Here is a 15,815-nt window from a genome sequence, read left to right as displayed (position 1 = left end):
GCGCCGATGCCCGACGAAGCGGCACGCCACGGCCCGTTCCCGCCGGACCCCTCCGGCCGACCCGACGCATCCGCCCCCGGCTCCGGACCGCCTGACGGCGCAGACGGCGGTGGTGGCGGGCTGCTGGCCGAACTCGTCCGCCGGTTGCGGGAGATCGGGATGGATCCCGATGCCGAGGAGCTGAGCGACGCGCTGTGGCTGGCGCGCTGGACCGGGGCGGAGGGCGAGGACGACGGGGCGGTGGGTGCCGTCGGCGGGGAGCAGGGCTCTTCGGTCGCGGGTACGGGAACGGGGCCGGGCGAGGCAGGGACCGGACCCGGCGGCGGGGGACAGGCCGAGCAGGATGCCGCGCAACCCGCCCGGTGGGTGGAGCCGGAGGCGGACGTCCCGGTTCCCGACCGGCGTGTGACGCTGTATCCGTTGCCGCAGGACGGCGCCCCGGGCACCCGCGCGAACGGGCGGATCCAGGCACTGCCGATCGGCGTGCCCGCCGCCCCGGTGCTGCCCTCCCTCCTCGAACTCCAGCGCGCCCTGCGGCCGTTGCAGGCCTACCGCAGTGCCGCGCCGGCGTTGCGCACCCGGTTGGACGAGACGGCCACCGCCGAGCTGAGCGCCCGCGCGGGCGGTCTGATCCTGCCCGTGCACCGCGCGGTGATCCGGCGGGACGCCCGGCTCCAGCTGGTGCTGGACGCGGCGCCCTCGATGCGGGTGTGGGACCGGATGTTCGCCGAACTCCACCAGGCGTTCGCCCAGTTGGGCGCCTTCGGGGACATCCAGGTCAGCCATCTGCACACCGGCCCGGACGGCGAGGCCGCGGTCAGCCGCAGCGCGGACGCCCACGCGGCCCCGCTGCACACCGTGGAGCGGCTGAGCGACCCCACCGGCCGCCGGATCACCGTGCTGGTCAGCGACTGCGCGGGCCCGCTCTGGCGCACCGGCCGGGCGCACCGGCTGCTGCACCACCTCGCCCGCCTCGCCCCCGTCGCCGTGCTCCAGCCGCTCCCGCAGCGCCTGTGGAACCGCACCCTGCTGCCCGTGACGTACGGCGAACTGACCCGCGGCGACACCCTGGGCGGCACGAGTCTGCACGTGCGCACCCACGCCGGCGCCCCCGTGGTCCCGCCGCCGGGCGTGCTGCCCGTACCGGTGCTGCCGCCCGAGCCGGTCGCCCTCGGCGCCTGGGCCCGGCTGCTGTCCGGGCCCGGCACCGGACCGGTGCCGGGCGCGGTGGGCTGGGTGCGTCCGGACCAGCCGCCCACACCGAGGGCGCGCACCACGCGCACGCCGACCTCGGTGGAGCGGGTCAGCAGGTTCAGGGCCGCGGCCTCCCCGACCGCCGGCCGGCTCGCCGTATACCTGGCGGCCGCCCCGCTGTGCCTGCCGGTGATGCAGCTGGTGCAGCGCACCATGCTGCCCGGCTCCGGCCCGGCCGAACTCGCGGAGGTACTGCTCGGCGGCCTCGTCCGGCGCGCCGAGGAGGAGTACGGGCCGGACGCCGTCCAGTGGTACGAGATGGACCCCGACGTGCGCGAGGCGCTGCTGTCGACGCTCGGCCGGGACGAGGCCGTTTTAGTCCTCAAGCACTGTTCCGAGTACATCGAGCAGCACTTCGGCAAGGGCCGCGCCAACTTCCCGGCCCTGGCCCTCGCCCAGCTCGCCGGCGCGGCCGACACCGTGTCCGACGCCTCGCCCGAGCGGCTTCCGGTGCCCGCCGCGCACCCGCTGCCCGCCTACGCGCCCGGCACCGGCTACCCCTCCGGCCAGGACGGCGACAACGGCGACGCGACGCTGGTCCCGCAGCCCTTCGCCGAGGTCGCGGCCCGGGTGCTGGAGCGGTTCATGCCGCTGCCCGAACCGTTCCGGGGCGAGACGCCCGGGGGACGGCCGACGCATCCGGCGGTGGTCCGGGCCCGCACCCTGCTCGCCCGGTTCGACGCCGAGGGCATGGTGCAGGACGCCATCGACGCCGTACAGCTGCTGCGCGGCGCCACCGGGCACGAGCGTCCGGCCGGGGCCGACCCCGAGCTGTGGGCGGAGTACGCCTACGCCACACTGCGGCTGTGGGAGGTGCAGGGCGGGGCCGAGCTGCTGCGGGAGGCCGAGACGGCCGCCGAGCAGGCCGTGGCGCACCCGCACGCGCTGCGCGAGAGGGCGGCGCTGGCCCGGGTGCTGCGCGCCGCCGCCACCGACCGCAGGCGCCGCGGTGACCAGCACGGCGCCCTGGGCCTGCTGCGCCGCGCCGACCGGGAGTACGCGGTGGCCTGCGCCGCGCCCGGACTGGACCCGAAGGAGGCGCTGCGGCTCACCCTGGAGCGGGTCGGTGCGCTGGAGACGCAGTGGCACCTCGGCGGCGACGACAGCGCGCTGCTCCAGGGGGCGGTCGGCATGCTGGAGGCGTTCGCCGACATCTGGCCCGACCGCCGGGACCGCCCGCCCGAACTGCCGCTCGCCCACGGCCGGTTGCTGTTGCGCCTCGCGGCCGCCACGACCGACCCCGAGCAGGCCCGCGGCTATGCCGAGCAGGCCTGCGGATCCCTGCGCGACGCGCTGACGGCCGAGGCGGCGCAGGAGAGCCCGGGCGGCGCCGACCGGGCCCGGGAGCGCGTCCGGACCCGCCTCGACCTGGTCGACGCCCTGCTGACGTCGGGCGGGGACCTGGCCGAGGCCCAGGACCACGTCGAGGAGGCGCTGGCCGGCACCAGCAGCCGCGGCCTGCGCTCCCTCCTGCACGTGCGCGCCGGACGCGTCCGGATCGCCCGCTACACCGAGTCGGGGGACCTGCGCGAACTGCGGGACGCCGCCGACGCGTTCGCCCTGGCGGCCGCGGGCCTGCCGAGGGACGCGGCCGGCCACTCCGACGTCCTCGCCGAGTGGGGCGAGGCGCTGTTGCGCCGCGCTGGCGCGGAGAGCGCGGCCCGCGCGTGGGAGCCGTTGTCCCAGGCGATCCGCGTGCTGCGGGACTGCCGTACGGAGACGCCCACGGGCAGCCGGCACACGGCGTACCGGCTGCTGATGCTGGGCCGCGCACTGATCCTGCGCTACCAGCTGCGCGGCGACCGGGTGGACCTGCGGGAGGCGGAGCACCTCTTCGGCCTGGCCGCGGCGGACGCGGCCGATGGGCTGCTGGCCGCCCGCTGCCGGCTGGAGCTGGGGCAGACGCAGTACGAGGCCTACCGCAGCCTCGGCCGGCCCACCCGTCTGGACGACGCGGTGGACGCCTTCCGTGCGGCTGCCGAATCCGCGCGGGACGCCGAGGAGGAGGCCGAAACCGAACGCCGGCGGCTGGACGCGGTGGAGCTGGGTGCGCAGGCGCACCACTGGCGGGGTATGTCCTACGAGGCGGCCGCCCGCCCCCGCGCGGCCCGCGAGGCCTACCGGGCGGCGCGCGCCGAGTGGTCGAGGCTGCCCGACCCCAGCCTCGGCACGGGCGGACCGACGGCGGCGGACACGGCGGAGCGGCTGGCCGAGCTGGAATGAGCTCACCGGCGCGAAGACGCCGGCGGGCCGGAGAGGGAGAGGGGAACGGGGATGGGCGCACGGGACGAGAAACCCCCGCCGGAGGACGCAGGGCCGGTGCCGGACCTGCCGCTGCCGGACCTGCTGGCGCTGGACCTGGAGGAGCTGCGCACCGTCGAGCATCCCGTCCTGAAGGAGGTGCTGGCGGGCCTGCGGGAGCGGGCGGAGCGGCCGAGCGAGATGCTCTGGGGCTTCACCAACTGCCTCTGATTCCCGGTGGCCGCCTCCGCATCCCGGTCAACCAGGCGCAGAAGAAGCCAACTTCGGCCGTCGGGGGTTTGCGCCCGGCCATTGGCCGGGAATGCGCGTCCATACGGGCGGAGAGAGCCGTGGCCCGCGCTCGTATCGCAGCCGGCGGGGCGTACGGCATGGGGGTGCTGGAGTGTCCGAAAACACCGCCGGCGCGCCCGTGGCCCGAACCCCCCGCCCCTTCCGGCAGTTCATCGTCAAGGTGCACGGCCGCTGCAACCTCGCCTGCCGGTACTGCTACCTGTACGAGGGCCCCGACCACACCTGGCGCACCCGCCCGGCCGCCGCCCCGGCCGAGGTCCTGGCCCGCACCGCCGACCGTGTCGCCGAGCACGCGCGCGCCCACGCCCTGAGCACCGTCTCGCTCGTCCTGCACGGCGGAGAGCCCCTGCTGGCCGGCGCGGACACGCTCGCCCGCTTCACCGACGACGTCCGCGCCCGCGTCCCGGCCGGCTGCGCGGTGCAGGCGACCGTGCAGACCAACGCCACCCTGCTGACCCACGCGCGCATGACCGTCCTAGCCCGGCACGGCATCCGCGTCGGCATCAGCCTCGACGGCGGCCGGCCCGCGCACAACGCCCGGCGCGTCGACCACGCCGGCCGGCCCTCCTGGCCCGCCGCGGCACGCGGTGCCCGGCTGGTCGCCGAGCACTTCCCGCGGTCGTACGCCGGCGTCCTCACCGTGGTCGACCCCACGAGCGACCCGGTCGACACCTACGAGTCGCTGCTCGCACTCGGCCCGCCCGCGCTGGACCTGCTGCTGCCGCACGCCAACTGGTCGGCGCCGCCGCCGCACGGGGGCGAGGCGCGGTACGGCGCGTGGCTGTGCCGGGTCTTCGACCGCTGGTGGTCGGCCGGCCGGCGCGAGACGCGGGTGCGGCTCTTCGAGGAGTGCCTGGCGCTGCTGCTCGGCCTGCCGGCCGCCACCGAGTCGCTCGGGCTCCAGCCCTTCGACGCCGTCGTGGTCGAGACGGACGGCTCGATCGAGCAGGTCGACTCGCTGAAGTCGGCGTACGAGGGCGCCGCCGCGACCGGACTGGACGTCTTCCGGCACGGCTTCGACCGGGCGCTCGCCCACCCCGGCATCGCCGCCCGGCAGGCCGGCCCGGCCGCCCTGGCCGACCGCTGCCGGGCCTGTCCGCTGCTCACGGTGTGCGGCGGCGGCCACTACGCCCACCGCTACCGGGCCGGCCACGGCTTCCGGAACCCGTCCGTGTACTGCGCGGACCTCCAGCACTTCATCCAGCACGTGGCCGGCCGGCTGGCCGGGGGCGCCCGGAGCACCGGGCGTACCCGCAGTACCCGCCCGGTGGTTCCGGCGTCATTCGAAGGGGGCACCCCGTGATACCTCCGGCGGTCCCGGACCGGGCACTTGCCGAGCTGAGCCGCACCGAGGGCGGCCCGGACACCCTCGCACTGCTCGTCCGCGACCAGGACACCCGACGGCTGCTCATGCTCCGTGCCGTGCTCGACGCCGCCGAGGCCGCCGACCCCGCCGTCTGCCCCGCTCCGGCGAAACGCCGGCTGCGCGAGGACTGGGCGCTGCTGACGGCCGCGGACCGGGCGGCCGGCGGCGGTGCGCACTCCCCGGCGCGAGCCCGCCTCACCCATCCGCTGCTGGGCCCCTGGGCCCGGCGCGTCCTGACCGGGCTGCACCCCCGCGACGGCCGTCCCACGGCCCGGGACCGCACCGTGCTCCTGCGGGACCTGGCCCACTTCAGCGCGGTCGCCGTGGCCGCCGCGGCCCGCGCCGGGCTGCCCTTCACCACCGAGCTCACCGCCCGCGACGGCGCGCTCACCCTGCCCTCCCTCGGTGCCCTGCGCATGCCCGAGCGGGACGACGTACGGCTCCAAGTCCGATACACCGACGGCCGGTTGACCCTGCGCCGGCCGGACGCGCCCGAGGTCACCGTGTGTCCGGAGCACCTCACCGGCGCCTGGTCCGCGACCCCCGCCTGGCTTCCGGCCCACGCCCTGCCCGGCCTCGTGCCCGGCGCCGCCCCCATGCCGCTGGACGACCTCGACCCCTACCGCGTCCCGCCCCGCGAGCCCGACCAGTACGCGCTCAGCGGGCCCATGCCCCCCGACGACGCCGAACGCAAACGCTGGCTGCAGGCCTGGTCCGGCACGGCCGCCGTACTGCGCGGCGCGGGCGAGCACCGGCTCACCGAGACGCTGGCCCTGCTGCGCTGCCTGGTCCCGCTGGAACCGCCCCCCGGCGCCGCCGGCCGCGGCAGCTCCAGCGCGACCCGGCGCGAGGCGTTCGGCGCGCTCCTCAGCAGCACGCCCGCGACCCCGGTGGCCTTCGCCGCGACCCTCGTGCACGAGGTGCAGCACACCAAACTCGCCGCGCTCAGCGAGCTGGTGGAACTGCACCGGGCCGGCCCCGAGGCCCGCTACTTCGCCCCCTGGCGCCCCGACCCGCGGCCGTACGACGGCCTCCTCCAGGGCGCCTACTCCCACCTTGCCATGGCGGACTTCTTCCAGCGGCGGGCGCTCGCGGACCCCGCCCGGGGAGCGGCCGCATGGGCCGAACACGCCCGCTACCACGCCCAGGTCGGCGCCGCCCTGCCCGCGCTCGTCGGCTCGCCCGACCTGACACCGGCCGGCCGGTCCTTCGTCGACGCCATGGCCGCCGTCCACGAACGGCTCGCCGCGCGTCCGGCACCCCGGGGGTACACGGCACGCGCCCAGGCGTACGTCAAGGCCGTACGCACCCTGTGGCGGCAGCGGCAGCCTCCGGCGCCCCCGCCACCGAATTGGTGAATGGCTGACGTCGCACGCGCCACTGCGGGAAGATCGTCGGGCCCAGGCACGGCGCTGCCGCAGTCGCCGGACTCCCCAGAGCCGCGCCGAGGTTCTACGATTTCAGGTACTACGCGCTGGAGGCCGCTGCATGTCTGAAGCTCGTACACCGGTCCGGTCGACCGGGAAGGGAGCCGCGAGGCAGACCGTCGCGATCAGCTTCGCCGGGTTCAACCGGCCCTGGGCGGCGTGGATCGGGGACAGGCTGGAGCGGCGCGGTCTGCGCGTGGTGTACCTGCGCTGGGACGCCCCGCCGGACCAGTCCCTCACCGGCCTGCTGCGCGACCTCACGCTGGCCGGCGGCCGCACCCTGATCCTGGTCAGCGAGTGGTACTTCCAGCTCGGCCCGCGCACCCACGAGGAGTGGAACGAGGCCCTGCGCGAGGTCGTCGCGCCCGACCCGGAGCGGTTCGCCGCGGTGTCCGTCACCAACACCACCGTGCCCTCCGCCACCGCCGTCCTCGCCCCGGTCGACCTGACCAACATGGGCGCGGAAGAGGCCGAACGACGGCTGCTGGACCGGATGGACGTGCCGCTCGACACCCGGGTCACCGGGGAGGTCACCCGCCAGGCCCCGCGCTTTCCCGCCTCGATGCCCGACGTCTGGGGCGGTGTGCCGCGCCGCAACACCCGCTTCACCGGCCGCGAGCCGCTCCTGAACGACGCCTACCACCTGCTCCGGAACAGCGAGCCCGGCGCCGGCGTCCTCACCCTGCACGGCATGTCCGGCGTGGGCAAGACCCAGCTGGCCGTCGAGTACGCGTACCGTTTCGGCTCCGAGTACGACGTCGTGTGGTGGGTCGGCTCCGAGAAACGGGTCAGCTACCGCCGCCTGCTCGCCGAACTCGCCCCCCAGCTGGGCCTGTCCACCGGCCCCGAGTACGGCGAGCGGCTCCGCGCCGTCCGGGACTCCCTGCGCCGCGGCGAGCCGTACTCCCGCTGGCTGCTCATCCTCGACGGCGCCGACGAGCCCGAGCAGATCTGGGACCTGGTCCCGACCGGCCCCGGCCACGTGATCATCACCTCTCGCAACCCCGAGTGGAGCGAGCACAACAGCAAGCTCCTCGAAGTGCCCGTCTACGCCCGCGACGAGTCCGTGGCCTTCATCCGGCGCCGCGCGCCCCGGCTGACCGAGACGGACGCCGACCAGCTGGCGGAGGCACTGGAGGACCTGCCGCTGCTGCTCGACCAGACGGCGGGCTGGCTCAACGACTCCGACCTGTCCGTCGAGGAGTACATCGGCCTGCTGGAGGGCGGCATCGACCAGGACGTGGTCAAGGTGTCCGCGGACTTCCCGCTCGCCTTCCAGACCGCGTGGTCGATACTGCTGAACAAACTCCGCGAGACCGTCCCCGAGTCCGTCGACCTGCTGCGGCTGTGCACCTTCTTCGCCCCCGGGTTCATCCCCGTCCGGCTGCTGAAGGAGATGTCCCACGACGACCTGCCCGAACAGCTCGCCGGTCTCCTCGACGACCCCCTGCTGTGGAACAAGGCGGTCAACCAGCTCCGCCAGTACTCGGTCGTGCGCCTGGAGTCCCACGAGGGGGCCCTGGACGAGACGGCCGCCACGGGCGAGTCGGTCTACCTGCACCGCATGGTCCACCAGATCGTGCACAAGGACATGCCCGAGTCGGACCGGGGCGAGTTCATCGACGTGGTCCGCCGCGCCCTGGCCGAGGCCGATCCCGGCCGTCCCACGGACACCCGTAACTGGGACGCGTACGCGGAGATCGTGCCGCACCTGAAGTACGCCGACGTCCTGCAGAGCAAGGACCGCAAGGTCCAGACGCTCGTGCTGAACTGCCTGCGCTACATGTGGTTCGCGGGCGAGTACACCTCCGGCGTCAACCTCGGCGCCCGCGCCCTGCGCACCTGGCGGCGGCTGCTGGGCGAGTCCCACCCCCGGGTCTGGGAGGTCACCTACCACTACGCGAACCTGCTGCGCTCCGCCGGGCGGTTCCAGGAGACGGAGGCCCTGGAGCGGGCGGCGGTGGAGCACCTGCGCGAGGAGAAGGGCGAAAGCGACCTGGACCATCTGCGCATGGCCGGCGGACTCGCCGCCGACCTGCGCGAACTCGGCCGCTACGACGAGGCGCTGGAGATGTCCCAGTGGCTCTACGCGGCCTACCGCGAGCTGCTCGGGGACCAGGACTCGCGCACCCTCAACGCCCTGAACAACATCGGCTACACCGTGCGCCTGATGGGCCGCTACGAGGAGGCGCGGGGCATCGACCAGCGCACGCTGGAGGCCCGGCGCCTGCTGCTGAAGGGCCGCCATCCGTGGACCCTCTTCTCCGAGGTGTCGTACGCGACCGACCTGCGGCTGCTCGGCCGTTACGCCGAGGCGGAGTCCGCCCAGGCGAAGAACGTGCGCGAGTACCGGATGGTCATGGGCCGGGACAACCAGGACACCCTGCGCGCCGAGCACAACCTGGCCATGTGCCAACTGCGCGGCGGCGACCGGGCGTCGGCGGGCACGCTCCTTGCGCGCGTGCTCGAAGGCTACGAGCGCAAGCTGGGCGACACCCATGTGCTGACCCTGGCCGCGGCCGTCAGCCAGAGCTGCTTCGCCCGGGAGCACGGCGACATCGACCAGGCCCGCGAGGCCAGCGAATCCGTCATCGCCCGCTACGAGCTGCTGCTCCCCGAAGGCCACCCCTTCGTCATCGGAGCCCGCGCCAACCACGCCCTGATCCTGCGCAGCGTCGGCGAACGGGAGCACGCGTACGCGGTCGCCGAGGAAGCGCTGGCCGGGCTGACCGCGGCGCTCGGCGAGAGCCACCCGCACACCCTCGGCTGCGCCATCAACGCCTCGGCCCTGCGCAACCTCGTCGGGGACGCGGAAGCCGCCGCCGACCTCAGCCGGGCCACGATCGCCCGGGCGGCCGAGACCCTGGGCCGCACCCACCCCCTGACCCTGTCAGCCCGGATCGCCCACGCGGCCGACCTGCGCGCCCTGCGGGACCGTCAGCAGGCCGAGAAGGTCGAGCAGGAGGCCCTCTCCGACCTCGCGGCCACACTGGGCCCCCAGCACACCCACACCATCTCGGCCCGCTCCCGCAACCGCCCGTACTGGGACTTCGAACCGCAGGCGAGCTGAGCGTCCCGCAACGCGAAGGGCCCGGTACCGAGTACGAACTCGGTACCGGGCCCCTGTCGCAAGGCCTACGCCTCGAAGACCTCACGCACCAGCTGCTCCTGCTCCGCCTGGTGGCGCTTGGCGGAGCCGACAGCGGGGGACGAGCCGTGCGGACGCGAGATGCGCCGCAGCCGCTCGCCGTGCGGGACGTCCGCGCCGACCGCCAGGTCCAGGTGGTCGATCAGGTTGAGCGCGATGAACGGCCAGGCACCCTGGTTCGCCGGCTCCTCCTGGGCCCACAGGTACTTCTCGGCGTTCGGGTACTTGTTGACCTCCGCCTGGAGCTCGGCACCCGGCAGCGGGTACAGCCGCTCGATGCGGATGATCGCCGTGTCGGTGACGCCGCGCTTGACCCGCTCGGCCTCCAGGTCGTAGTACAGCTTGCCGGCCACGAAGACGACCTTGCGGACCGCGGCCGGGTCCACCGAGGCGTCGCCGATGACGGGACGGAACTGACCCGACGTGAACTCCTCCGTCTTCGACGCGGCCGCCTTCAGACGCAGCATCGACTTCGGGGTGAAGACCACCAGCGGCTTGTGGTGCGGGTTGTGCACCTGCCAGCGCAGGAGGTGGAAGTAGTTCGACGGCAGGGTCGGCATGGCGACCGTCATGTTGTTCTGCGCGCAGAGCTGGAGGAACCGCTCGACACGGGCCGAGGAGTGGTCCGGGCCCTGGCCCTCGTAGCCGTGGGGGAGGAGCAGCGTGACGCCGCTCGTCTGGCCCCACTTCTGCTCCGCCGCCGAGATGTACTCGTCGACGACCGTCTGGGCGCCGTTGACGAAGTCGCCGAACTGCGCCTCCCACATCACGAGCGCGTCGGGGCGGGCCAGCGAGTAGCCGTACTCGAAGCCCATGACCGCGTACTCGGACAGCAGGGAGTTGTAGACGTTGTAGCGCGCCTGCTCCTCGGCGAGGTACATCAGCGGCGTGAACTCCTCGCCCGACTCGCGGTCGATGAGGACCGCGTGCCGCTGGCCGAAGGTGCCGCGCTGGGAGTCCTGGCCGGACAGCCGGACCGGGGTGCCCTCAAGGAGCAGGGAGCCCACGGCCAGCGTCTCGCCCATGCCCCAGTCGATCGTGCCGTCCTCGACCATCGTCGCCCGGCGCTGCAGCTGCGGCAGCAGACGCGGGTGGACGTGGAACGAGTCCGGGATGTTGACCTGGGACTCGGCGATGCGCTTGACGACCTCCGAGGAGATCGCGGTGTTCACGGCGACCGGGAAGTCCGCCTGCGGGTCCGGCGCCGGCTCGGTGCCCTGCTGGGACGTGACGGCCTCGCGGACCTCGGTGAAGACCTTCTCCAGCTGGCCCTGGTAGTCCTGCAGGGCCTGCTCGGCCTCTTCCAGGGTGATGTCGCCGCGACCGATCAGGGACTCGGTGTAGAGCTTGCGTACCGAGCGCTTCTTGTCGATCAGGTCGTACATCAGCGGCTGGGTGAAGGCCGGGTTGTCCGACTCGTTGTGACCGCGGCGGCGGTAGCAGATGAGGTCGATGACGACGTCCTTGTTGAACGCCTGGCGGAACTCGAAGGCCAGGCGGGCAACGCGGACGACGGCCTCGGGGTCGTCGCCGTTCACGTGGAAGATCGGGGCCTCGATCATGCGGGCCACGTCCGTCGCGTACATGGAGGAACGCGAGGACTCGGGGGCCGCGGTGAAGCCGACCTGGTTGTTGATGACGATGTGGACCGTGCCGCCGGTGCGGTAGCCGCGCAGCTGCGACATGTTCAGGGTCTCGGCCACCACGCCCTGGCCCGCGAAGGCCGCGTCACCGTGCAGGGCGACCGGCAGGACCGTGAAGTCCGTGCCGCCCTTGTTGATGATGTCCTGCTTGGCGCGGGCGATGCCCTCGATGACCGGGTCGACCGTCTCCAGGTGGGACGGGTTGGCGGCCAGCGAGACCGTGATCTGCTCGCCGTCCAGGCCGGTGAAGGTGCCCTGGGCGCCCAGGTGGTACTTCACGTCGCCGGAGCCGTGCATCGACTTCGGGTCGAGGTTGCCCTCGAACTCGCGGAAGATCTGCGCGTACGACTTGCCGACGATGTTCGCGAGCACGTTCAGCCGGCCGCGGTGGGCCATGCCGATGACGACCTCGTCCAGGCGGGACTCGGCGGCGGAGTCGATGACCGCGTCGAGCAGCGGGATGACGGACTCGCCGCCCTCCAGCGAGAAGCGCTTCTGGCCGACGTACTTGGTCTGCAGGAACGTCTCGAAGGCCTCGGCGGCGTTCAGGCGGCGCAGGATCCGCAGCTGCTCCTCGCGCTCCATCTTGGAGTGCGGGCGCTCCACGCGGTCCTGGATCCACTTGCGCTGCTTGGGGTCCTGGATGTGCATGAACTCGATGCCGGTGGTGCGGCAGTACGAGTCGCGCAGCACGCCGAGGATGTCGCGGAGCTTCATCATCGACTTGCCGGCGAAGCCGCCGACGGCGAACTCGCGCTCCAGGTCCCACAGGGTGAGGCCGTGCTCGGTGATGTCCAGGTCGGGGTGCTTGCGCTGCTTGTACTCCAGCGGGTCGGTGTCGGCCATGACGTGGCCGCGGACCCGGTAGGAGTGGATCAGCTCGAAGACGCGGGCGGCCTTGGTGACGTCGTCGTCGTGGCTCGCGTCGATGTCCTTGAGCCAGCGGACCGGCTCGTAGGGGATGCGCAGGGCCTCGAAGATGTCGTCGTAGAAGCCGTTCTCGCCGAGGAGGAGGTTCGCGACGGCGCGCAGGAACTCGCCGGAGGCGGCGCCCTGGATCACCCGGTGGTCGTAGGTCGACGTGAGCGTCATGACCTTCGAGATGCCGAGCTTGTTCAGGGTGTCCTGGCTGGTGCCCTGGAACTCCGCCGGGTAGTCCATGGAGCCGACGCCCATGATCACGGACTGGCCGGGCATCAGGCGCGGGACGGAGTGGACGGTGCCGAGGCCGCCGGGGTTGGTCAGGGAGACCGTGACACCGGTGAAGTCGTCCATCGTCAGCTTGCCGTCGCGGGCGCGGCGGACGATGTCCTCGTAGGCCTGCCAGAACTCGAAGAAGTTCAGCGTCTCGGCCTTCTTGATGGCGGCCACGACGAGCTGGCGGTCGCCGTTGGGCTTCACCAGGTCGATGGCCAGGCCGAGGTTGACGTGCGCCGGCTTGACGAGGGTCGGCTTGCCGTCCTTCTCGCCGAACGCGTGGTTCATCGCCGGCATGGCCTTGATGGCCTGCACCATCGCGTAGCCGATCAGGTGCGTGAAGGAGATCTTCCCGCCCCGGGCGCGCTTGAGGTGGTTGTTGATGACGATGCGGTTGTCGAACAGCAGCTTCACCGGGACCGCGCGGACCGAGGTGGCCGTCGGCAGCTCCAGCGAGGCGTTCATGTTCTTGGCGACCGCGGCGGCCGGACCGCGCAGCGTGACCAGCTCGGGGCCCTCGGGCGCCGCGGCGGCCGGGGCCGGCTTGGCGGCGGCCGGCTTCGCGGCGGCGGGCGCCGGTGCGGGCTGCGCCGGCTTGGCCGGGGCCGGGGCGGCCTGCGCCACGGGAGCCGGCGCCGGGGCAGGGGCCGCGGCGGGCTTCGGGGCGGCGGGCGCCGGCGCGGCGGCGGCCTGGGGGGCCGGGGCCGCGGGCTGGGCCTGCGGGGCCGTGGAGGTGGTCCCTGCGGCCCCCGCGGCCGCAGTACCCGCCGCAGCCGGGGTGGCAGGTGCCCCCGGCTTGTAATCGGCGAAGAAGTCCCACCAGGCGCGGTCTACCGAATTCGGGTCCTGGAGGTACTGCTGATAGATCTCGTCGACGAGCCACTCGTTCGGACCGAACGCAGCTGCGGGGTTCTTCCCGGCTTGGTCGTCGGTGGAGACGCTCGGGTTACTGGGGGACTGTGGCGACACGGCGGCAACCGCCCTCTTCCGCTTCACAAGGTGATGGACAGCGGGAATAAAGGCTACGCCTCCCTGGCCGGGAAGGTCAGGTCGAGCAAGGTCATCGTCGCGTAAGTCACATCGGAAATCTTGTTTCAGGGCTTGATATGGCGGGAAACAAGCGTGGTTCCGCATGTGACAGGGTGCACAAACGCGGGCCCGGCGCGCCTTCCTGTGAAGGGTGGCGCGGGCCTGCCCCTGATCACACGTGTCCAGCTGCGCCGAAACGGCGGCGACCGTCGTGGATCTTGTGCTTCCGGTTCGGACTTTACGTCAACTTGGGACGGAAGTCAGTCCCGGGAGGGTGACGATGATCCGGCAGCCTCGCTCGGATTCGGCCACACCGATCCGGCCGCGGTGCAGATCCACCGCCCAGCGGGCGATCGCCAGCCCGAGCCCCGTGCCGCCGTCGCTGCCCGGGCCGTGCGGCCGGGTGACCGCGCCCCGGTTGAAGCGCTCGAACACCCGGTGCCATTCGGACCGGGGGATTCCGGGGCCCTCGTCCAGGACCTCCAGCTCCAGCGACTCCGGCTGCGGACCGCGCCGCGCCTTCACCGTCACGCGGCCGTGCGGCGGGCTGTGCTTGACCGCGTTGTCGATCAGGTTGGCGACGACCTGGTGGATGCGCTCGGGGTCCGCGTGCGCGGTCAGCTCCGGCGGCGAGACGTCCAGGTGGAGGTGGACGTCGGTGCGCGTGTGGCTGCCGGAGCCGGAGGCGATGCCCGCCCGCGCCGAGGCCACCATGTTGGCCTCCTTCAGCACGCCGGACAGGTACGGCCACACCTCGAAGCGGCGCATCTTCAGCGGGACGACGCCGTTGTCCAGCCGGGACAGGTCCAGCAGGGTCTCCACCAGCCGGCCCAGCCGCTCGGTCTGCTTCAGGGCCGTCCGCATGGTCTCCTGGTCGGCCTCGGTGACCCCGTCGACGATGTTCTCCAGCACCGCGCGCAGCCCGGCGATGGGCGTGCGCAGCTCGTGGGAGACGTTCGCGACCAGCTCCTTGCGCTGGCGGTCCTGGGCCTCCAGCTCGTCGGCCATGACGTTGATCGTCCCGGCCAGGTCGCCCAGCTCGTCCCGGCGGTTCTCGCGGACCCGGCGGGTGTAGTCGCCCTGCGAGATCGAACGGGCCACCGCGTTCATCTCGTCCAGCGGCGAGGTGAGCGAGTGCGCCACGAACTGCGTGATCAGCAGTGTGGCGATCATCGAGAAGACCGTGATGAAGCGCAGCTCGGTCTTGGTGTGCACCGCGATCATCGACAGACCGGTGGTGATCAGCACCGAGATGACGACCAGCGCGCCGAGCTTGGTCTTCACCGAGAACGGGCGTACGCCGCCCCAGGGGTCCTCGCCGAGGCTCCCGGGGCTCCTCCGTGCGGCCTGGCGCCCGCCGTCGCTCATGGCGTCGGTGTCTCCAGGGCGTAGCCCACGCCGTGCACCGTACGGATCCGCTCGGCGCCGATCTTCCGGCGCAGCGCCTTGATGTGGCTGTCGACCGTGCGGGTCCCGGAGGCGTCCGCCCAGTCCCACACCTCGGCCAGCAGCTGCTCCCGGGAGAGCACCGCGCGCGGGGTGTTCGCCAGGCACACCAGCAGGTCGAACTCGGTCGGCGTCAGGTGGACGTCCTCGGACTTCACCCGCACCCGGCGCTGCGCGTGGTCGATCTCCAGCTCGCCGAGGCGCAGGATGCCGGAGCGGGGCGTGGTGGCCGCGAGGGCCGCCCGCTCCACCCGGCGCAGCAGCACGTGCACGCGTGCCGCCAGCTCGCGCATCGAGAACGGCTTGGTCATGTAGTCGTCCGCGCCGACGCCGAGACCGACGAGCATGTCCGTCTCGTCGTCCCGCGCGGTCAGCATCAGTACCGGCACCGGCCGCTGCGCCTGGACCCGCCGGCAGACCTCGAGACCGTCGAAGCCCGGCAGCATGATGTCGAGGATCAGCAGGTCGGGCTGCCAGGCCTCGGCCGTGTCGACCGCGGCCGGACCGTCCGCCGCCGTCTGCACGAGAAATCCCTCGGCGCGCAGCCGGGCCGCGATGGCGTCGACGATCGTGGGGTCGTCCTCGACGACCAGCACCCGGCGCTGAGCGCCCGGGGTGCTCGTCGCCGCGCCGCTCTGGGAGGTGTGTGTCTGCTCCATCGCCCGCCCCTGCTTGTTGCTTTCCGGAATCAGTGGGGTGATCCCATGTCTGCGTTCGACGCTTGGTTGATCCGTTGAATGATCCGCGTCAGG

Annotated in this window: 8 protein-coding genes; 5 read left to right on the top strand and 3 right to left on the bottom strand. The window is 73.2% G+C overall.

The window, feature by feature from the left end; translation table 11 throughout:
* Positions 1-6 precede the first annotated feature (6 nt).
* The 5 genes from BIV25_RS34735 (at position 7) to fxsT (ending at position 9,670) form a co-directional block, all read left to right on the top strand.
* Positions 7-3,477, top strand: a complete 3,471-nt coding sequence (locus tag BIV25_RS34735) for an SAV_2336 N-terminal domain-related protein (RefSeq protein WP_107486471.1) — start codon at positions 7-9, stop codon at positions 3,475-3,477.
* A 51-nt stretch (positions 3,478-3,528) separates the two neighbouring features.
* Complete coding sequence (gene fxsA / locus BIV25_RS34730; RefSeq protein ID WP_071376487.1) at positions 3,529-3,726, top strand: FxSxx-COOH cyclophane-containing RiPP peptide; 198 nt, start codon at positions 3,529-3,531, stop codon at positions 3,724-3,726.
* Positions 3,727-3,898: 172 nt separating this feature from the next.
* Positions 3,899-5,110: an FxsB family cyclophane-forming radical SAM/SPASM peptide maturase gene (locus BIV25_RS34725; RefSeq protein WP_256256651.1), complete on the top strand. Its 1,212-nt coding sequence runs from the start codon at positions 3,899-3,901 to the stop codon at positions 5,108-5,110.
* A complete protein-coding gene (locus BIV25_RS34720; RefSeq protein ID WP_071376574.1) occupies positions 5,110-6,531 on the top strand; it encodes an HEXXH motif-containing putative peptide modification protein in 1,422 nt (473 codons plus the stop codon). Before BIV25_RS34725 ends, BIV25_RS34720 begins: the two co-directional genes overlap by 1 nt.
* A 130-nt stretch (positions 6,532-6,661) precedes the next feature.
* A complete protein-coding gene (gene fxsT, locus BIV25_RS34715; protein WP_071376486.1) occupies positions 6,662-9,670 on the top strand; it encodes an FxSxx-COOH system tetratricopeptide repeat protein in 3,009 nt (1,002 codons plus the stop codon).
* A gap of 65 nt (positions 9,671-9,735) precedes the next feature.
* On the opposite strand, the gene BIV25_RS34710 is transcribed toward fxsT, so the two are convergent.
* The 3 genes from BIV25_RS34710 to BIV25_RS34700 form a co-directional block, all read right to left on the bottom strand.
* A complete protein-coding gene (locus tag BIV25_RS34710) occupies positions 9,736-13,557 on the bottom strand; it encodes a multifunctional oxoglutarate decarboxylase/oxoglutarate dehydrogenase thiamine pyrophosphate-binding subunit/dihydrolipoyllysine-residue succinyltransferase subunit (RefSeq protein WP_071376485.1) in 3,822 nt (1,273 codons plus the stop codon).
* 303 nt (positions 13,558-13,860) lie between these two features.
* A complete protein-coding gene (locus BIV25_RS34705; RefSeq protein WP_071376484.1) occupies positions 13,861-14,985 on the bottom strand; it encodes a cell wall metabolism sensor histidine kinase WalK in 1,125 nt (374 codons plus the stop codon).
* Positions 14,982-15,722: a response regulator transcription factor gene (locus BIV25_RS34700; RefSeq protein ID WP_071376483.1), complete on the bottom strand. Its 741-nt coding sequence runs from the start codon at positions 15,720-15,722 to the stop codon at positions 14,982-14,984. Before BIV25_RS34700 ends, BIV25_RS34705 begins: the two co-directional genes overlap by 4 nt.
* Positions 15,723-15,815 lie beyond the last annotated feature (93 nt).

Origin of the sequence: Streptomyces sp. MUSC 14, from assembly GCF_001866675.1 — a bacterium.
Lineage (GTDB): Bacteria > Actinomycetota > Actinomycetes > Streptomycetales > Streptomycetaceae > Streptomyces.
Note: the sequence above shows the minus strand (reverse complement) of the source record. Positions and strands in the feature narration are given on the sequence as shown.